17 protein-coding genes are annotated in these 18069 nt (G+C 64.6%); 15 read left to right on the plus strand and 2 right to left on the minus strand.

Annotated features, from left to right (window positions below; genetic code table 11):
- Positions 1-7 precede the first annotated feature (7 nt).
- From PGB28_RS03430 to PGB28_RS03450, 5 genes are all read left to right on the plus strand, one after another.
- Positions 8-1492, plus strand: coding sequence for a UDP-N-acetylmuramoyl-L-alanyl-D-glutamate--2,6-diaminopimelate ligase (locus PGB28_RS03430; protein WP_271420084.1), 1485 nt, complete (start codon positions 8-10; stop codon positions 1490-1492).
- On the plus strand, positions 1489-2901 hold the full coding sequence (locus PGB28_RS03435; RefSeq protein WP_271420085.1) for a UDP-N-acetylmuramoyl-tripeptide--D-alanyl-D-alanine ligase: 1413 nt from the start codon (positions 1489-1491) through the stop codon (positions 2899-2901). Before PGB28_RS03430 ends, PGB28_RS03435 begins: the two co-directional genes overlap by 4 nt.
- 21 nt (positions 2902-2922) lie before the next feature.
- Positions 2923-4008, plus strand: a complete 1086-nt coding sequence (gene mraY / locus PGB28_RS03440; RefSeq protein WP_271420086.1) for a phospho-N-acetylmuramoyl-pentapeptide-transferase — start codon at positions 2923-2925, stop codon at positions 4006-4008.
- A gap of 111 nt (positions 4009-4119) precedes the next feature.
- Positions 4120-5526, plus strand: a complete 1407-nt coding sequence (gene murD / locus PGB28_RS03445; RefSeq protein WP_271420087.1) for a UDP-N-acetylmuramoyl-L-alanine--D-glutamate ligase — start codon at positions 4120-4122, stop codon at positions 5524-5526.
- Positions 5526-6056: a GNAT family N-acetyltransferase gene (locus tag PGB28_RS03450; RefSeq protein WP_271420177.1), complete on the plus strand. Its 531-nt coding sequence runs from the start codon at positions 5526-5528 to the stop codon at positions 6054-6056. The genes murD and PGB28_RS03450 overlap by 1 nt, the downstream gene beginning before the upstream one ends.
- Here PGB28_RS03450 and PGB28_RS03455 read toward each other — a convergent pair.
- Positions 6047-6739 (minus strand): hypothetical protein, encoded by a 693-nt coding sequence (locus PGB28_RS03455; protein WP_271420088.1) that lies wholly within the window; start codon positions 6737-6739, stop codon positions 6047-6049. The genes PGB28_RS03450 and PGB28_RS03455 overlap by 10 nt on opposite strands.
- A 65-nt stretch (positions 6740-6804) precedes the next feature.
- Complete coding sequence (locus tag PGB28_RS03460; RefSeq protein WP_271420089.1) at positions 6805-7980, minus strand: BaiN/RdsA family NAD(P)/FAD-dependent oxidoreductase; 1176 nt, start codon at positions 7978-7980, stop codon at positions 6805-6807.
- Positions 7981-8147: 167 nt separating this feature from the next.
- Here PGB28_RS03460 and PGB28_RS03465 point away from each other — a divergent pair, with 167 nt between their 5' ends.
- The 10 genes from PGB28_RS03465 (at position 8148) to ftsA (ending at position 17907) form a co-directional block, all read left to right on the plus strand.
- The gene (locus tag PGB28_RS03465; RefSeq protein ID WP_271420090.1) at positions 8148-9314 is read left to right on the plus strand and encodes a peptidoglycan glycosyltransferase FtsW; all 1167 of its coding nucleotides are present in this window, start codon (positions 8148-8150) and stop codon (positions 9312-9314) included.
- The gene (locus PGB28_RS03470; RefSeq protein ID WP_271420091.1) at positions 9311-10435 is read left to right on the plus strand and encodes a UDP-N-acetylglucosamine--N-acetylmuramyl-(pentapeptide) pyrophosphoryl-undecaprenol N-acetylglucosamine transferase; all 1125 of its coding nucleotides are present in this window, start codon (positions 9311-9313) and stop codon (positions 10433-10435) included. The genes PGB28_RS03465 and PGB28_RS03470 overlap by 4 nt, the downstream gene beginning before the upstream one ends.
- A complete protein-coding gene (murC, locus tag PGB28_RS03475) occupies positions 10432-11835 on the plus strand; it encodes a UDP-N-acetylmuramate--L-alanine ligase (RefSeq protein ID WP_271420092.1) in 1404 nt (467 codons plus the stop codon). The genes PGB28_RS03470 and murC overlap by 4 nt, the downstream gene beginning before the upstream one ends.
- A 3-nt stretch (positions 11836-11838) precedes the next feature.
- A complete protein-coding gene (locus tag PGB28_RS03480; protein WP_271420093.1) occupies positions 11839-13029 on the plus strand; it encodes an APC family permease in 1191 nt (396 codons plus the stop codon).
- On the plus strand, positions 13026-13286 hold the full coding sequence (locus tag PGB28_RS03485; RefSeq protein WP_271420094.1) for a DUF2484 family protein: 261 nt from the start codon (positions 13026-13028) through the stop codon (positions 13284-13286). Before PGB28_RS03480 ends, PGB28_RS03485 begins: the two co-directional genes overlap by 4 nt.
- A gap of 89 nt (positions 13287-13375) precedes the next feature.
- Entirely contained in the window at positions 13376-13654 is a 279-nt protein-coding gene (locus PGB28_RS03490; protein WP_271420095.1) for a hypothetical protein, read from the plus strand.
- 30 nt (positions 13655-13684) lie between these two features.
- Positions 13685-14614, plus strand: coding sequence for a UDP-N-acetylmuramate dehydrogenase (murB, locus tag PGB28_RS03495; protein ID WP_271420096.1), 930 nt, complete (start codon positions 13685-13687; stop codon positions 14612-14614).
- Positions 14615-14711: 97 nt separating this feature from the next.
- Complete coding sequence (locus PGB28_RS03500; protein ID WP_271420097.1) at positions 14712-15626, plus strand: D-alanine--D-alanine ligase; 915 nt, start codon at positions 14712-14714, stop codon at positions 15624-15626.
- On the plus strand, positions 15614-16579 hold the full coding sequence (locus PGB28_RS03505) for a cell division protein FtsQ/DivIB (protein WP_333908216.1): 966 nt from the start codon (positions 15614-15616) through the stop codon (positions 16577-16579). The genes PGB28_RS03500 and PGB28_RS03505 overlap by 13 nt, the downstream gene beginning before the upstream one ends.
- Entirely contained in the window at positions 16576-17907 is a 1332-nt protein-coding gene (gene ftsA, locus PGB28_RS03510; RefSeq protein ID WP_271420098.1) for a cell division protein FtsA, read from the plus strand. Before PGB28_RS03505 ends, ftsA begins: the two co-directional genes overlap by 4 nt.
- Positions 17908-18069 lie beyond the last annotated feature (162 nt).

An 18069-nucleotide genomic window follows, 5' to 3' on the forward strand; every position in this document is an offset into this window, starting at 1 on the left:
GGGGGCCATGGGCAACACCAAATCACTCACCGAACTGGGCCTGTCGGCGCTGGGCGGGCGCGAGGCGCAGATCGCCGGGCTGGCCGTGGACAGCCGCGAGGTCAAGGACGGCTTCCTCTTTGCCGCGCTGCCCGGCACACGGGTGCATGGCGGCGAGTTCATCCAATACGCCCTGCGCATGGGGGCGGCGGCGATCCTGACCGATGCGGAAGGGGCCGAGATTGCGCGGGCCGAACTGGACGTGTATGACGCCGCGCTGATCATCGCCGAAGACCCGCGCCAGGTGCTCAGCTACACCGCCGCTTTGTGGTTTGGCGCGCAGCCCGCCAATACGGTGGCCGTGACCGGCACCAATGGCAAAACCTCGGTCTCGTCCTTTTGCCGCCAGATCTGGACCTTGCTGGATGTGCCTGCCGTCAACCTTGGCACCACCGGGGTCGAAGGCGCATGGGAGGCCCCATTGGCCCATACAACGCCCGAGCCGATCACCCTGCACCGGGCTTTGGCCGGTGCCGCCGAGGCCGGAGTGACCCACGCCGCGATGGAGGCCTCGTCCCACGGGCTGGAGCAGCGCCGTCTTGATGGCGTGACACTGCGCGCGGCGGGCTTCACCAATTTCACCCAGGATCATCTGGATTATCACGAGACGTTTGACGCCTATTTCGCCGCCAAGGCCGGGCTCTTTACCCGCGTGCTGCCCGATGACGGGGTGGCCGTTCTGAACATGGACGATGAAGGGGTCGCACGCCTTGCGCCCATCGTCACCTCGCGCGGCCAGGCGCTGATGCGGATCGGTCATGATCCAGAGGATGACCTGCAGGTGCTGGCGCAGCGCTTTGACGCGACCGGTCAGGACCTGCGCTTTGCCTTTCGCGGCGTGACGCACCAGACCCGGCTCAATCTGATTGGCGGCTTTCAGGCCGAGAATGTGCTGATGGCCGCAGCGCTTGTGATCGCAGCGGGCGAGGACCCGGCACAGGTGTTCGATACGCTGCCCGACTTGCGCACCGTGCGCGGGCGCATGCAACTTGCCGCGACGCGGGCCAATGGCGCGGCGGCCTTTGTGGATTACGCCCATACGCCCGATGCTGTGGAAACCGCGCTGACCGCGCTGCGCCCGCATGTAATGGGCCGTCTGATCGCCATTGTCGGGGCAGGCGGGGACCGCGACCGCGCCAAACGCCCGCTTATGGGGGCGGCGGCGCGGGACCACGCGGATCTGGTGATCGTGACCGATGACAACCCCCGCTCCGAAGACCCCGCCACCATCCGTGCCGCTGTGCTGGAAGGTGCCGGGCCGGACGCGAAGGAGGTCGGCGACCGGGCCGAGGCGATCCTGCGCGGCATCGACGCGCTGGGGCCGGGCGATGCGCTGCTCATCTGTGGCAAGGGCCATGAAACCGGCCAGACCATTGGCGACACCGTGTATCCTTTTGACGATGCGGAACAGGCCAGCGTAGCCGTCTCTGCGCTTGACGGAGCCATGCCATGAGTTTGTGGACTGCCGCCGAGGCCGCCGCCGCCACATCCGGGCGTGCGACCAGTGACTGGACCGCGACCGGCGTCTCCATTGACACCCGTACCCTGCAACCGGGCGATCTCTTTGTGGCGCTGAAGGCGGCGCGCGACGGGCATGATTTCGTTGCGCAAGCGCTGGAAAAAGGCGCAGCCGCCGCGCTGGTGTCGCGCATTCCCGACGGGCTCGACGAGACCGCGCCGCTGCTGATCGTCGGTGACGTGCTTGAGGGGCTGGAGGCGCTGGGCCGTGCCGCCCGTGCACGTACCGACGCGCGCGTCGTGGCCGTCACCGGCTCGGTCGGCAAGACCTCGACCAAGGAGATGCTGCGCACGGTGCTCTCCGCCTTTGGCCGCACCCATGCCGCCGAGGCGAGCTATAACAACCATTGGGGCGTGCCGCTGACGCTCGCCCGGATGCCCGCCGACACCGAATTCGCTGTTATCGAGATCGGCATGAACCATCCCGGCGAGATTGCGCCGCTTTCGCGCATGGCACGGCCCCATGTGGCGATGATCACCACCGTGGCCCCCGCGCATCTCGAAGCCTTTGAAAGTGTCGAAGGCATCGCCCATGAAAAGGCAGCGATCCTTGACGGTCTGGACCCCGGGGGGGCGGCGGTGCTGAATGCCGATGTGCCCACCGCGCAGATTTTGCAGGACAAGGCCCGCGCGCAGGACGCGCGGATTCTCACATTCGGCGAAACCGAAGCTGCGCATCACCACCTTGCCTCGGTCCGGATGACCGACAAGACGACCGTGGCGCAGGCGCAGGCCGAGGGCATTGACCTGCTCTACAAGATCGCCGCCGTGGGACGGCATTTCGCGATGAACGGTCTGGGCGTGCTGGCCGTGGCCGACGAACTGGGCTGTGATCGGGCGCTGGCCATTGCCGCGCTGGGCCGCTGGACGCCGGTGTCCGGGCGCGGCGAACGTCAGCGCATCCTGCTGGATGCGCAGCACAGCGACACCGCGCTGGAACTGATCGACGACAGCTACAATGCCAACCCGGCCTCCATGGCCGCGTCGCTTGAGGTGCTGGCGGCTGCGCCGGTCGGGCAAGGCGCGGGCCGCCGGATCGCGATCCTGGGCGACATGAAGGAACTGGGCCCCACAGGCCCGGACCTGCACGCGGCCTTGGCTGCGTCCAAGGCCATGAAAGAGATAGACCGGGTGCATTGCATCGGTCCGTTGATGCAACACCTCTGGCAGGCGCTGCCCACGGAAAAACGCGGCCAATGCGTTGAATCATCCGAAGATTTGGCCCGTGACATCCGCTCCGAACTGGGCGCAGGCGACATCGTGCTGGTCAAGGGATCGCTCAGCATGGGGCTGGCCGCCGTGGTTGACGCCATACGCAAAATGGGCCAAAGCGCCGAACGATAATGGGTAGGGAAGGGGCAGCGCATGCTCTATTGGTTGACGCTTTTGTCCGATGGTGGGGATTTCTTCAATCTCTTCCGCTACATCACCTTTCGGGCAGGCGGGGCCTTTATGACCGCGCTGATTTTTGGCTTTCTCTTTGGCAAACCGCTGATCAACGTGCTGCGCCGCCGGCAGGGCAAGGGCCAGCCGATCCGCGACGACGGCCCCGAAAGCCATATGTCCAAGGCCGGTACACCCACTATGGGCGGGCTGCTGATCGTTGGCGCGCTGGTCACCTCGACATTGCTCTGGGCGCGGCTCGACAATGGCTTTGTCTGGCTGGTGCTGTTTGTTACGCTGGCCTTTGGCGCAATCGGCTTTGCCGATGATTATGCCAAGGTCTCCAAACAGAACACCGCAGGCGTGCCTGGTCGCGTGCGGCTTCTGCTGGGCTTCATCATCGCCGCCATTGCGGGGTATTGGGCCACGCAGCTGCACCCGCCGGAACTGCAACTGCAACTGGCGCTGCCGGTGTTCAAGGATACGCTTCTGAACCTCGGCTATATCTTCTTCCTTCCCTTCGCGATGATCGTCATCGTGGGGGCGGCCAATGCGGTGAACCTGACCGACGGGCTTGACGGCTTGGCCATCATGCCCGCCATGATCGCCGCTGGAACGCTGGGTGTGATCGCCTATGCGGTGGGCCGCGTCGACTTTACCGAATATCTCGATGTGCATTACGTGCCGGGCACGGGTGAAATCCTGATCTTCACCGCCGGCATCTTTGGCGGGGGCCTCGGCTTCCTGTGGTACAATGCCCCCCCGGCGGCGGTCTTCATGGGCGACACCGGATCGCTGGCTTTGGGCGGCGCGCTGGGCGCGATTGCCGTGGCCACCAAGCACGAGATCGTGCTGGGCATTGTCGGCGGGCTTTTCGTGGTCGAGGCGCTGTCGGTGATCATCCAGGTGCTGTATTTCAAACGCACCGGCAAACGGGTCTTCCTGATGGCACCGATCCATCACCATTACGAGAAGAAAGGCTGGGCCGAACCCACCATCGTGATCCGGTTCTGGATCATCTCGCTTATTCTGGCGATCATCGGGTTGGCGACGCTGAAGGTGCGGTGAACTCGTAGGGTGGGCAATTCTGCCCACCTTCCCCCTCCCACACCCTACGGCCTTTTCAAACCCATCGCTCTGGGCTAGCCCTTGGCCAACCGGTTTTGGAAAGGCCCGCCCATGATCCCCGTTCGTGGTCTCACAAATGAAAACGTCGCCATCCTTGGCCTTGGCCGCTCGGGCCTGTCCGCTGCGCGGGCGCTGCGCGAGGGTGGGGCGATCCCTGTCTGTTGGGATGACAACCCAGATGCGCGGGCGCGGGCCGAAGGCGAGGGGTTTGCCACCCGCGATCTGGCCAGACAAGGCGCCTTTGACGATATCGCCACGCTGATCGTGTCACCCGGCATCCCGCATCTTTACCCGGCGCCCAACCCGGTGGTGGCGGCGGCGCAAGAGGCGGGCGTGCCGGTGGACAATGACATCGGCCTCTTTTTCCGCTCGCTGGTGCTTAACGGCTGGGCCAGCCATGATGTGCCGCCCCGGGTGATCGCGGTGACGGGATCAAACGGCAAATCCACCACATCGGCGCTGATCCATCACGTGCTGGCGCATTCGGGCCGCGAGGCGCAATTGGCGGGTAATATCGGGCGCGGGGTGCTGGATATCGACCCGCCCGGCGATGGCGGGATCGTGGTGCTGGAACTGTCGAGCTACCAGACCGATCTGGCCCGTGCGTTGACGCCGGATGTGGCGGTCTTCACCAATCTCACCCCCGATCATCTGGACCGGCACGCCGGCATGGGGGGGTATTTCGCCGCCAAGCGCAGGCTCTTTGCCGAAGGTGGCCCGGACCGCGCGGTGATCGGCGTGGATGAGCCGGAGGGCCGGTTCCTCGCCGGGCAACTCTCGGAAGCACCGGGCGATGACCGAGTGATCCGTGTGTCTGCCGCGCAGAAGCTGACCGGCCCGGGCTGGCAGGTCTTTGCCCGCAAGGGGTTCTTGTCGGAATACCGCAAGGGGCGGCAGGCCGGGTCCATCGACCTTCGGCCCATCAAGGGGCTGCCCGGTGCGCATAACCATCAGAACGCCTGCGCCGCCTATGCGGCCTGTCGCACGCTGGGGCTGGCCCCGCGGGTAATTGAAGAGGGGTTCAAGAGCTTCGGTGGTCTGCCCCATCGCAGCCAGTTGATCGCCGAGGCAGGCGGCGTCGCTTACGTCAATGACAGCAAGGCCACCAATGTGGACAGCGCCGCGAAGGCGCTGCTCGCGTTCAAGAACATCCGCTGGATCTGTGGCGGGCTGCAGAAAGAGGGCGGGCTTGACGGGTTGACCGAGGGTCTGCCCCATGTGGTCAAAGCCTATGTGATCGGGCGCGAGGCGGCCGGGTTTGCGATGCAGCTTCCGGGCGTCGAGGCCGAGATCTGCACCGATATGCAAACCGCCGTGACCCGCGCCATGGAAGAGGCCGAGGAGGGCGAAACCGTGCTCTTGGCCCCGGCTGCGGCGAGTTTCGACCAATATGACAATTTCGAACAGCGCGGCACGGATTTCACCCAGACGGTGCTTGCGCTGCTCGACGACGCGTGATGCTGCCGGTCCGGGGAGAGCGTGTCGTTCTTCGCCGGATGGCCGAGGGCGATCTGGACCGCTTCCTCGCCTATCGCAGTGACCCGGAGGTGGCGCGCTACCAGAGTTGGGAGGTGATGGACCGCGACCGGGCGCGGGGCTTTCTGGCCCATTGCGCAGTGGTCACGCCGCTCCTGCGTCCCGGCCACTGGGTGCAGATCGCGGTTGCCTCTTCCCACGATGACAGGCTGTTGGGCGATATGGGGCTGTTCCTGTCCGAAGACGGGACCCTGGCCGAACTGGGCATCACGCTGTCCCGCGACGCGCAGGGGCAGGGTCGGGCGATCGAGGCAATGCGGCTGGCATGCGATCTGGTGTTCGGGCACACGCAAGCGCAACGCATCCTTGGCATCGCCGATATCCGCAACGCGGCCAGCCTGACGCTTTTGCAGCGCGCAGGGTTCACGTTCACCCATGAGGAAAGCTCAGAACAGGACGGTCAGCCCATTACCGAACGGTTTTACGCGTTGCGGCGTTCTGATCAGCCGTGAACCGAGCGGCGCAGCCGTTCGAGATGCCGGCCGCGCACAGCCTCAAGATGGATCACCCCAGGCTGCACCGGCATTTCAGGCAGGTTCAGGATATGGGCGATCGCGAAACGATGTTCGCCGCCGCCATAGCGGAGCGGCCGTCCGTGGCGGTCGATATGCACGAAGACCCCGCCATGTTCCCGGCGGAAATAACTATCGATCTGGCTGATCGCGCGCAGGCGCCCTTCGCGGCGGACCTGTTCGAAAAGGTGATCCAGACGTTCATACCGCGCCTTGATATCCTCCAGGGTCCGGCACTCGTCTGACACGCCCTTGCGCGCGATCCGGTCGAGATGCAGGTCGTAAATACCGGTCTCTTCCCAGTTCTTGCCTTCTATCCAACGCGCATGGCAGGCCCGATATTTCGGGCCATGTCTCATCGGTTCGACAGACAGGTCCCAGTCGCCGCCCTTGACCAGCCCGCTGTGACGCCGCCGGAACAGGGGCGCGCCTGTAGATGAGGCCGTGACGTAGCGCAGTGTGATATCGCGGGGGCGGACATAAAGCGGTTCATCGCTCAGAGGCGCGTCGGGGCCGAAAAGCACGCGATTCTTGATGTCGCGCAGGAACTTCTGCGGCACCTTGGCTTCCAGCGTACGAAACAGGTTTTCCGGGCGGAACGGCGGATATTCAACAAGCGCCATGGGTTATGTCCAGTTCAATGTAACACCCATGTAAATGCTTTGTGTCAGTTTTGCAAAGCCACCGCTCAATTGCCCGAAATCGCCATGCCTGCCGCCCAGCCCGAGGCCCAGGCCCATTGGAAATTGTACCCGCCCAGCCATCCGGTCACATCCACCGCCTCGCCGATGGCATAGAGGCCGGGGACGGATTTGGCCTGCATGTCGCGGGAATTGAGGCCCGAGGTGCAGATCCCACCCAGCGTGACCTCGGCGGTGCGGTAGCCTTCGGTGCCGGAGGGGCGTAACTTCCAGTTGGCAAGGTGGTCGCAAAGCTCGTGCAGGCGCGTGTCGCTTTGATCGGCGAGGTTGCCTGAGAGGCCCAGTTCCGGTGCAAGAAACTCCACCACCCGCGCCGGGAGATGTCGGGCCAGCGCGGTGCTCAGGTTCACGCGCCCGGCCTTTTGCCGCTCGGCGCGCAGCGCCTCGAACATGTCGGACGGCGCGAGGCGCAGCGAAATATCCTCGCCCTCGCGCCAATAGCTGGAGATTTGCAGGATCGCCGGGCCGCTCAGGCCCCGATGCGTGAACAGCAGCGCCTCGTCAAAGCTGGCCCCGCCCGCACGCGCCGTCACGGGCAGGGAGACGCCGGAGAGATCGGCAAAACGGCGCTCGGGGAATGTAAACGGCACCAGCGCGGGGCGTGTTTCGGTGAGCGCCAGCCCGAACTGCGCCGCGATGTCATAGGCCAGCCCCGTCGCGCCCATCTTGGGGATGGATTTGCCGCCTGTGGCCAGCACCAGATTGCGTGCCGTCACCGTGCCGCGTTTGCCTGCGCGTTCCAGCGTCACGCGAAACCGGTCGCCGTCATGGCCGATCCCGGCCACGGATGTTTCCAGCCAGAGCTGCGCGCCCGCCTTGTCCATCTCGGCCCGGAGCATGTTCACAATCTGGGTGGATTTGCCGTCACAAAAGAGCTGCCCCAGCGTCTTTTCATGCCAGGCAATGCCATATTGCCCGACAAGTTCGATGAAATCCCACTGCGTATAGCGCCCCAGCGCGGATTTGCAGAAATGCGGGTTTTCAGACAGGAAATTCTCAGGCCCGGCATAGAGATTGGTGAAATTGCAGCGCCCGCCGCCGGAGATGCGGATCTTTTCCCCCGGGGCCCTGGCGTGGTCGATGACCAGCGTGCCGGGCCCCGCATGGGCCGCACACATCATGCCGGCAGCCCCGGCGCCAAGGATGAGGGTTGTCACGTCCATGACCGTCGCCTGCCCGGAAAGGCGGCGAAAGGCAAGGGGCGGCATACCATGCCCCCGGAATTGCCTTGAAAACACCGTTTTTCCTAGCGCCAGAGCGCCCCATGGGATAAACTCCGGGGTAGACCCCGGCAAAACGGGGCGGTTGAGGCAGTAGAGTAGCAGGTCCCATGACGGAAATGGTCTATGGCACGGCGCCCGTTCGGGACGTTGAGCCGATTCTCCCCAAATGGTGGCGGACCATCGACAAGGCGTCGATGTCCTTCATCCTGATCCTGTTTGCCATTGGCATCCTGCTGGGGCTGGCCGCGTCGCCGCCGCTGGCGGCCAAGAACGGCTTTGATCCCTTCCACTATGTCCAGCGGCAGGCGGTGTTTGGCGGGGCGGCGCTGGTCGCCATGCTGCTGACCTCGATGATGTCGCCCATTCTTGTGCGGCGTCTGGCGGTGCTGGGCTTTGCCGTGGCCTTTGTGGCGCTGGCGCTGTTGCCCGCTTTTGGCACGGATTTCGGCAAGGGCGCGGTGCGCTGGTATTCGCTGGGCTTCGCCTCGCTGCAGCCGTCCGAATTTCTCAAACCCGGTTTCATCGTCGTTGCCGCCTGGATGCTGGCCGCCAGTCAGGAAATCAATGGCCCGCCCGGACGGCTCTGGTCCTTTGGGCTCTGTGTCACCATCGTGCTGATGCTGGCCTTGCAGCCCGACTTTGGTCAGGCCTGTCTGGTGCTGTTCGGCTGGGGGGTGATGTATTTCGTGGCGGGCGCGCCGATCCTGCTGCTGCTGGGCATTGCCGGGGCGGTGATTTTCGCGGGCACCATTGCCTATAACAATTCCGAGCATTTCGCCCGCCGCATCGACGGGTTCCTGTCCACAGATGTCGATCCGACAACCCAGATCGGTTACGCCACCAACGCCATTCAGGAGGGCGGCTTTTTTGGCGTGGGCGTCGGCGAGGGGCAGGTGAAATGGTCGCTGCCCGATGCGCATACCGATTTCATCATCGCGGTGGCTGCCGAAGAATACGGGCTGATCCTTGTCCTTGCGATCATCGCGCTTTATGCGGGCGTGGTGATTGCGTCGCTGTCGCGCCTGATGCGCGAACGTGACCCATTTATCCGGCTCGCGGGGACCGGGCTGGTCTGCATGTTCGGGGTTCAGGCCATGATCAATATGGGCGTTGCTGTCCGTCTTTTGCCTGCCAAAGGCATGACGCTTCCATTCGTGAGCTATGGTGGCTCGTCTCTGCTGGCGATGGGCATTGCCGTGGGCATGCTGCTGGCCTTTACCCGCACCCGTCCGCAGGGCGAGATCGGCGACATTCTGCGGGGACGGATGAGATGAGAGGCGCGCAGCCCCTTCTGGTGATTGCGGCGGGCGGCACGGGCGGGCACATGTTCCCGGCCCAGTCGCTGGCCGAGGCGATGCTGGCGCGGGGCTGGCGGGTCAAACTGTCCACGGACGCGCGCGGCGCGCGCTATACCCAGGGCTTTCCGCATACGGTCGAGATTGACCAGATCAGTTCCGCCACCTTTGCGCGCGGGGGCCTTGCGGCCCGGGCGATGGTGCCGTTCCGCATCCTGGGCGGGATCCTGTCCACGACGCTGGGCATGTTGCGCGACAAGCCGGATGTGGTGGTGGGCTTCGGCGGATACCCGTCCATCCCGGCGCTGTCGGCGGCGTGGCTGTTGCGCAAGCCGCGGATGATCCACGAGCAGAACGGTATTCTGGGCAAGGTGAACAGGATCTTTGCCAGCCGCGTGGATGCCATGGCCTGTGGCACCTGGCCCACCGACCTTCCCGAAGGCGTCGAGGGCACCCATACCGGCAACCCTGTGCGCGCTGCAGTCTTGGAGCGCGCCGCCGCAGCCTATATCCCCCCGGGCGATTACCCCATGTCCGTGCTCGTCATGGGCGGCTCGCAAGGCGCGCGCATCCTGTCCGACGTGGTGCCGCCCGCGATTGCCGAATTGCCCATGGAAATGCTGCAGAATATCCGCGTCAGCCATCAGGCCCGCGCCGAGGACCACGACCGCGTGGCGCAATTCTATGCCGATCACAATATCGACGCGGATGTACAGCCCTTCTTTCACGATGTGCCGCGCCGCATGTCCGAAGCACAACTGGTGATCAGTCGTGCGGGCGCGTCGTCCATTGCCGATATCACGGTGATCGGGCGGCCCGCGATCCTTGTGCCCTATGCCTTTGCCACCGGCGATCACCAGAGCGCCAATGCGCGCGGATTGTCCGAGGCGGGCGCTGCCATTGTGATCCCGGAAAGCCAGTTGAATGTCGCGCCGCTGAGCGAGGCCATCGCCACCATCATCAGCCAGCCCAAAGGCGCGCTGCAGATGTCGCAGGCCGCATTGTCACTGGGCAAACCCGCCGCTGCCGAAGAGCTGGCCGTGATGGTCGAGACACTTGCCGACCGGCCCGACATGTCCCCCGGAAAGGACCCCGCATGAACGCCGCTGCCGTCACCAAACTGCCCACCGATGTGGGGCCCATCCATTTTGTCGGCATTGGCGGCATCGGCATGTCAGGCATTGCAGAGGTACTTCTGAACCTTGGATACACGGTGCAGGGCAGCGACCTGAAGGCGTCCAAGATCACCGACCGGCTCAAGGGCCTGGGCGCGACGATCTTTGTCGGACAGAAGGCCGAAAACCTTGAGAATGCCGAAGTGGTGGTCATCTCCTCTGCCATCAAACCCGGCAATCCCGAACTGGATCAGGCCCGTGCACGAGGCCTTCCGGTGGTGCGCCGCGCCGAGATGCTGGCCGAGCTGATGCGGCTCAAATCCAACATCGCCATCGGCGGCACCCATGGCAAGACAACCACCACCACCATGATGGCGGAACTGATGGTCGCCGGAGGGTTCGATCCGACGGTCGTGAATGGCGGCATCATCCACGCCTATGGCTCCAACGCCCGCATGGGGCAGGGCGAATGGATGGTGGTCGAGGCCGACGAGAGCGACGGCACCTTTAACCGGTTGCCTGCCACCATCGCCGTGGTGACCAATATCGACCCAGAGCATATGGAGCATTGGGGCGATTTCGACACGCTGCGGCAGGGCTTCCTGGATTTCGTCTCCAACGTGCCGTTTTATGGCCTGGCGGTCTGCTGCACCGATCACCCGGAGGTGCAGACGCTGGTGGGCAAGATCACTGATCGCCGCGTCGTGACCTATGGTTTCAACGCGCAGGCCGATGTGCGCGCCGTAAACCTGCACTACAAGGCGGGCGTTGCGCATTTCGACATCGCGCTTCAGGCCGAGGGCCGGATGATCGAGGGATGCACCCTGCCCATGCCCGGTGATCACAACGTGTCAAACGCCCTGTCTGCGGTGGCGGTCTGCCGCCATCTGGGCATGAAGGCCGAAGAAATCCGCGAAGCGCTGAAAAACTTTGGCGGCGTTAACCGGCGTTTCACAAAAGTGGGCGAAGTTGGCGGCGTAACGATTATCGATGATTATGGGCATCACCCGGTCGAAATCGCTGCCGTGCTGAAAGCTGCGCGGCAGGCCTGTGACGGCCGGGTGATCGCCGTGCATCAGCCGCATCGCTATTCCCGGCTGTCCAGCCTGTTCGACGATTTCTGCGCCTGTTTCAACGAGGCCGATGTCGTGGCCATTGCCGAGGTTTTCGCCGCCGGAGAGGACCCGATCGAGGGCGCGTCGCGCGACGATCTGGTGGCTGGTCTGGTGCGCCATGGCCACCGCCACGCGCGCGCCATTCACAACGAGGATGACCTGACCCGGCTGGTCCGCGAACAGACGCGCCCCGGAGACATGGTTGTCTGTCTGGGTGCAGGCACGATCAGCGCCTGGGCCAATAACCTGCCGGAGCGGCTGAAAGGGTAGCGCATGGCCGACACGCTCAAACGCCGACTGGGTCCCGGTCTTCTGACCGCCTATGGCGTGGGCGTGATGGTGGGCGCGGGGATCTATGTGCTGACCGGCGCGGTCGCGGCCGAAGCCGGGGTTTGGGCGCCGCTTTCGTTCCTGATCGCCGGGCTGATCGCGGCGCCCACGGCGCTCTCCTATGCCGAGCTGTCCGGGCGTATCCCTGAGGCGGCGGGCGAGGCCGCCTATGTAGAGAAGGGATTGAATTCCCACGCCTTTTCGCTCTTGGTCGGGCTGGCCATCGTGGTCACCGGCACCATTTCTGCCGCTGCTGTCCTGCGCGGCGGGGTAGGATATCTGGGCGGGATCATCGACATTGATCCGACGCTTGCCATTATCGCCATCGGGGCTGCGCTGACCTTCGTGGCCATTCTCGGCGCGCTCGAAAGCCTGACGCTTGCGGCGATCTTCACGGTCATCGAAATCGCAGGGCTGGTGATGATCATCTGGGCGGGCTCCGGGGCCGAACCGGTGCCGGGCTATTCCAACCCCGCGCCGATCCATACCGCCGGTCTCGCGGCGGGGGCGATCCTCGCCTTTTTTGCCTTTATCGGGTTCGAGGATATCGTGAACATGGCCGAAGAGGCCCATCACCCCGAACGCACCCTGCCGATTGCCATCATCGCGTCATTGCTTATCACAACCGGGCTCTACGCGCTGGTCTCCTGGGCCGCGATCCGCGCCGTCCCGGTCGAGGCGCTGGCCGCCAGCGAACAGCCGCTCGCGCTGGTCTGGCAGGAGACGCAGGGCGGCGCGGCGCGCTTCCTGTCTGGCATCGCGGTCTTTGCCGCGCTCAATGGCGTACTGGCACAGATCGTCATGGCCTCGCGCGTGATGTTCGGGCTGGGGCGGCGGGAACCGGCGCTGGCCGTGTTTCACCACACCTTGCCCCGCACCGGCGCGCCGTGGCTGGCGACCGTCTTGATTGGCGGCGCGGTGGTGCTTGGCGCGGTGGCATTGCCGGTGGCACAGCTGGCAGAGCTGACCTCGACCGTGCTTCTGGCGGTGTTCACGCTGATCAACCTCGCGCTGATCCGGCTCAAACGCCGCGCGCCGGACGCGCCGTTTCGCGTGCCCATGGCGGTGCCGGTGCTGGGCCTGATCCTGTCGCTGGGGGCGTTTCTGATGACCATAGGGGAGAGTTTCTCATGACCCTTTCACTCATCCTGGCCTGCCTCTGGGCCCTGGCCGCCAACCTCTTGGCCGCGATGCCGTCCAAGGACAACCACTGGCGCCGCGCCTATTGGCTGATCGGCATCGGCGTGCCGCTTCTGGGCTACGTGACCTATGAAAACGGGCCGTGGATCGGCTTCTTCGCACTGGCCGCCGGTATGAGCGTGCTGCGCTGGCCGGTGATCTACCTCGGCCGATGGGTCAAAGCGCGTCTGGGTGTGAAAAACACGCCGTAGGGTGGGCAGTAAGTGCGGCCCCTAAACCCCCAATTGCCACAGCCATCCCCCTTCGCCTAAACTCCCCGCAACAAGTGATGGGGCGGGCGATGGGCGATTTCTGGATTTTCTTCATCATGGCAGTCATGGTGCTCTGCGTGGGATGGGGCGCGTTCCGGATCGTTTGTCAGGGCAAATGGGCTTTCTATCTTGCCTTTCTGGCTGTGCTGGCGCTGTTGGCCGCATATTTCGGGATCAGGGCCAGACAGGAGCAGGGCTGGGATTCCATCGGCTATTTTGCCTTTCTCATGGTGTTTATCATGCCGACGCTGGCGGGGTTTGTGCTGGGCGGCATCGCGGGGTTTGTCAAACGGCGGCGCGGCGCGTAAGAGGGTGCCGGGACAACGGGGGACCGGGCCATGACCAACACGATCACCATGCCACAGGTGCGCGGACGCCTGAGCGAAGGGCGCAGCCTTGCCGATCTGACATGGCTGCGCGTGGGCGGGCCTGCGGATTGGCTGTTCCAGCCTGCGGATGTGGCCGATCTCGCTGATTTCCTGCGCGCGCTGCCCGACGATATGCCGGTCTTTCCAATGGGCGTCGGCTCCAACCTGATCGTGCGGGACGGTGGCCTGCGCGCGGTGGTGATCCGGCTGGGACGTGGCTTCAACGGGATCGAGGTGGACGGCACGCGCGTCACGGCGGGGGCGGCGGCGCTTGATGCGCATGTCGCGCGCAAATCGGCCGAGGCCGGGGTGGACCTGACTTTCCTGCGCACCATCCCCGGCGCGATTGGCGGCGCGGTGCGGATGAATGCGGGCTGCTACGGCGCGTATGTGGCCGATCATTTTGTCGAGGCGCAGGCCGTGACCCGCGCAGGCGAGGTGGTGACATTGACCGCCGATGACCTGAATTTCCGTTACCGGCAGACTGATCTGCCCGAAGGCTGGGTGCTGACGCAGGCGACGTTCGAGGGGGGCGAGGGCGAGCCCGACGCGCTGGCAAGCCGCATGGAAGAGCAACTGGCCAAGCGCGACGCCACCCAACCCACCAAGGACCGCACCGCCGGGTCCACCTTCCGCAACCCGGCGGGGTTTTCCTCGACGGGCCGGGCCGACGATGTGCATGATCTCAAGGCGTGGAAGCTGATCGACGATGCGGGTATGCGCGGAGCGCGTGTGGGTGGCGCGCAGATGAGCGAGAAGCATTCCAATTTCCTCATCAACACTGGCGAGGCCACCGCGGAAGACCTTGAATCCCTTGGTGAAGAGGTGCGAAAAAGGGTTTTCCAATCCAGTGGAATAGAGTTACACTGGGAAATCATGCGGGTTGGCGAAAAAAGCTGATCCGCCAAGCCGGTGAACCGGCACATAAAAACGAACTGGCAGGTTCACCGAGAATATTGAGGGGCGAGCAGGTCCCGTAAAACAAGGCAGTGCGAGCATGTCGAGCAGGGCAGGCTCCCGGGTTGCTGTATTGATGGGTGGTCCCTCCGCAGAGCGGGAGGTGTCGCTGACGTCAGGGCGTGAATGCGCAGCAGCCCTTCGGGGTGAAGGTTTTGAGGTGATCGAGATTGACGCGGGCGCGGATGTGCCTGCGCGTCTGGCCGATATTGCCCCCGATGTTGTCTTTAACGCATTGCATGGTCGCTGGGGCGAGGATGGCTGCATTCAGGGACTGCTTGAGTGGCTGCGCATTCCCTATACACATTCTGGTGTGCTGGCCTCGGCTTTGGCCATGGACAAGCAGCGCTCGAAAGAAGTGTTCCGCGCTGCGGGATTGCCGATTGTCGAGAGCGTGATTGCCCCCGCCGTCGAGGTGCGCGCGCGCCACGTGATCGCGCCGCCCTATGTGGTCAAACCGAATAACGAAGGCTCCTCGGTGGGCATCTATATCGTGCAGGATGCGGCCAACGGCCCGCCGCAGCTTTCCGATGACATGCCCGAAGAGGTGATGGTTGAAGCCTTCGCGCCAGGGCGCGAGCTGACCACCACGGTGATGGGGGATCGTGCTTTGACGGTCACGGATATCCTCACTGATGGCTGGTACGATTACGATGCCAAGTACAAAGAGGGCGGATCGCGCCACGTGGTGCCCGCCGATATCCCGCAGGAAATTTTCGACGCCTGTCTCGATTATGCGCAGCGCGCGCATGACGCGTTGGGGTGCCGGGGCGTGAGCCGCACCGATTTCCGCTGGGACGAGGCGCGGGGGTTGGGCGGGCTGATCCTTTTGGAGACCAATACCCAGCCCGGCATGACCCCCACCTCGCTTGCCCCGGAACAGGCGGCACAAATCGGTATGAGCTTCGGCCAGTTCTGCGCGTGGATGGTGGAGGACGCCTCATGCAATCGCTGAAGGGGCGCATCACCCGAGCCTATCACCCGGCCCATGGCGGACCAGAAATGCCATCGGGGCCGCAACCGGTTCTGGCCGCGCCCAAGCGTGTGACCCGGGTCGATCCCGCGCCTTCGCGCTGGTCCTACCGGATGCAACGGCTGATGCTGACCCCGATGTTCCGGCTGGCACTGCGGGTCGGGTTGCCGATGGTGGTCACCTTTACAGCCGCCACGATCTGGTTCGCGGACCCGGACCGCCGGGACGCGTTCAATAGCGCCATCAACGATATGCGCGCCTCGATCGAGGAGCGCCCGGAATTCATGGTCAAGGTCATGGCCGTGGATGGCGCGGGCGAAGAAGTGGCCGAGGATATCCGCGAGATCCTGCCGGTGGAGTTTCCGATCTCGTCCTTCCACCTCGATCTCGACCATATGCGCGACACCATCGCCGGGCTGGACGCGGTGGAACGCGTCAGCCTGCGGATCAAGCCGGGCGGCACGCTGCAGGTGCAGGTGACCGAACGTGTGCCAGAGGTGGTCTGGCGCTCGGCGCTGGGGCTTGAGCTTCTGGACGGGCGTGGCTTTCGCGTGGCACCGCTTCTAAACCGCGCGGACCGCGCCGACCTGCCGGTGATCGCGGGCGAGGGTGCGGACAAGGTTGTGGGCGAAGCGCTGGCGCTGATCGCCGCCGCGGCCCCGCTGACCACCCGGTTCCGCGGGTTGGAACGGATCGGCGCGCGGCGCTGGGACGTGGTGCTGGACCGGGGCCAGCGCATCCTGTTGCCACCGGAAAAACCGGTGCAGGCACTGGAGCGGGTGATCGCGATGGACGGGGCGATGGACCTTCTGGAGCGGGATCTCGCGGTGGTGGACCTGCGCCTGCCGGACCGGCCGACCCTGAGAATGAATGAAAACGCGGTCGAAGAACTGCGACGGATAAAAGCCACAGAGCTTGGAGTTGAGGCACAATGATCGAGCTGTATGAATCCCAGCGCGCGATGCGCAACATGCGCAAAGCCGCGATGCAACGCGGCGTGATTGCGATCCTGGATGTGGGGTCGTCCAAGATCGCCTGTCTGGTGCTGCGCTTTGACGGGTCCGAGAAAACCACCGATCAGGGGGTGGGTTCGCTGGCCGGTCAATCGGGCTTCCGCGTCATCGGGGCGGCCACGACCCGCTCGCGCGGCGTGCGGTTCGGCGAGATTGCCGCGATGGGCGAAACCGAGCGCGCCATTCGCACCGCGCTGCAATCGGCGCAGAAGATGGCGGGCATCCGGGTCGATCACGTGATCGCCTGTTTCTCGGGGGCCGAGCCGCGCTCTTACGGTCTGGCAGGGCAGGTCGAGGTGCATGGCACGCAGGTCGATGAACAGGATGTGGCCCGCGTGCTGTCGGCCTGTGACGTGCCGGATTACGGCAATGGGCGTGATGTGCTGCATGCCCAGCCGGTGAATTTCGCGCTGGATCATCGTTCGGGCCTGTCCGATCCGCGCGGCCAGATCGGCAATGAGCTGTCGACCGACATGCATATGCTGACGGTGAACGGTCAGGTGATCCAGAACCTCGCCCATTGCGTGAAACGCTGCGATCTGGAGCTCGCCGGGCTGGCCTCGTCGGCTTATGTGTCGGGGATTTCCGCGCTGGTCGAGGACGAACAAGAGCTGGGCGCGGCCTGCATCGACATGGGCGGCGGATCGACCGGGATTTCGATCTTCATGAAGAAACACATGATCTATGCCGACGCGGTGCGTCTGGGCGGCGATCACGTCACCAGCGATATTTCCATGGGACTGCAGGTGCCCATGACCATGGCCGAGCGGATCAAGACCGTGCATGGCGGGCTGGTGGCCACCGGCATGGATGACCGCGAGATGATCTCCATCGGCGGCGAGACCGGCGATTGGGAACATGACCGGCGCACGGCAAGCCGCGCGGAACTGATCGGCATCATGCGCCCACGGGTCGAAGAGATCCTCGAAGATGTGCGCGCCCGGCTTGATGCGGCGGGCTTTGAGCACCTGCCCAGCCAGCAGATCGTTCTGACCGGCGGGGCAAGCCAGATCCCCGGCCTTGACGCGTTGGCCAGCCGTATCCTCGGCCATCAGGTCCGGCTTGGCCGCCCGCTCAGAGTGCATGGTCTGCCGCAGGCGGTGACCGGCCCGGGCTTTTCCTCGGCGGTGGGCCTGTGCCTCTTTGCGGCGCATCCCCAGGACGAATGGTGGGATTTCGAAATTCCAGTGGACCGTTACCCGGCCCGGTCGCTCAAACGCGCGATGAAGTGGTTCCGCGACAACTGGTAAGCGGTTGCAGGACGCTGATTCCCGAAAAGTTAACGCCCGCCCCTGTATGACAGCGGCGGGCCGACACCATATATATGCAAACCGGCGAAATCCCGCGAATTGAGGCCCATTTCGGGCCAGATTTGGTAGAAAATCGCGCTTTTTTGCGTGACGATCCGTGCT

This window comes from Primorskyibacter aestuariivivens (assembly GCF_028023675.1).
Lineage (GTDB): Bacteria > Pseudomonadota > Alphaproteobacteria > Rhodobacterales > Rhodobacteraceae > Marinovum > Marinovum aestuariivivens.

What these genes read in the sequence shown, in the direction of transcription:
- PGB28_RS03485 (WP_271420094.1), top strand. Translation starts at nt 13,026, where the DNA reads ATGACCCTTTCACTCATCCTGGCCTGCCTCTGGGCCCTGGCCGCCAAC.
- murC (WP_271420092.1), top strand. Translation starts at nt 10,432, where the DNA reads ATGAACGCCGCTGCCGTCACCAAACTGCCCACCGATGTGGGGCCCATC.
- PGB28_RS03435 (WP_271420085.1), top strand. Translation starts at nt 1,489, where the DNA reads ATGAGTTTGTGGACTGCCGCCGAGGCCGCCGCCGCCACATCCGGGCGT.
- PGB28_RS03455 (WP_271420088.1), bottom strand. Translation starts at nt 6,739, where the DNA reads ATGGCGCTTGTTGAATATCCGCCGTTCCGCCCGGAAAACCTGTTTCGT.
- murB (WP_271420096.1), top strand. Translation starts at nt 13,685, where the DNA reads ATGACCAACACGATCACCATGCCACAGGTGCGCGGACGCCTGAGCGAA.
- PGB28_RS03450 (WP_271420177.1), top strand. Translation starts at nt 5,526, where the DNA reads ATGCTGCCGGTCCGGGGAGAGCGTGTCGTTCTTCGCCGGATGGCCGAG.
- mraY (WP_271420086.1), top strand. Translation starts at nt 2,923, where the DNA reads ATGCTCTATTGGTTGACGCTTTTGTCCGATGGTGGGGATTTCTTCAAT.
- murD (WP_271420087.1), top strand. Translation starts at nt 4,120, where the DNA reads ATGATCCCCGTTCGTGGTCTCACAAATGAAAACGTCGCCATCCTTGGC.
- PGB28_RS03460 (WP_271420089.1), bottom strand. Translation starts at nt 7,980, where the DNA reads ATGGACGTGACAACCCTCATCCTTGGCGCCGGGGCTGCCGGCATGATG.
- PGB28_RS03470 (WP_271420091.1), top strand. Translation starts at nt 9,311, where the DNA reads ATGAGAGGCGCGCAGCCCCTTCTGGTGATTGCGGCGGGCGGCACGGGC.
- PGB28_RS03480 (WP_271420093.1), top strand. Translation starts at nt 11,839, where the DNA reads ATGGCCGACACGCTCAAACGCCGACTGGGTCCCGGTCTTCTGACCGCC.
- PGB28_RS03430 (WP_271420084.1), top strand. Translation starts at nt 8, where the DNA reads ATGGGCAACACCAAATCACTCACCGAACTGGGCCTGTCGGCGCTGGGC.
- PGB28_RS03500 (WP_271420097.1), top strand. Translation starts at nt 14,712, where the DNA reads ATGTCGAGCAGGGCAGGCTCCCGGGTTGCTGTATTGATGGGTGGTCCC.
- ftsA (WP_271420098.1), top strand. Translation starts at nt 16,576, where the DNA reads ATGATCGAGCTGTATGAATCCCAGCGCGCGATGCGCAACATGCGCAAA.
- PGB28_RS03505 (WP_333908216.1), top strand. Translation starts at nt 15,614, where the DNA reads ATGCAATCGCTGAAGGGGCGCATCACCCGAGCCTATCACCCGGCCCAT.
- PGB28_RS03465 (WP_271420090.1), top strand. Translation starts at nt 8,148, where the DNA reads ATGACGGAAATGGTCTATGGCACGGCGCCCGTTCGGGACGTTGAGCCG.
- PGB28_RS03490 (WP_271420095.1), top strand. Translation starts at nt 13,376, where the DNA reads ATGGGCGATTTCTGGATTTTCTTCATCATGGCAGTCATGGTGCTCTGC.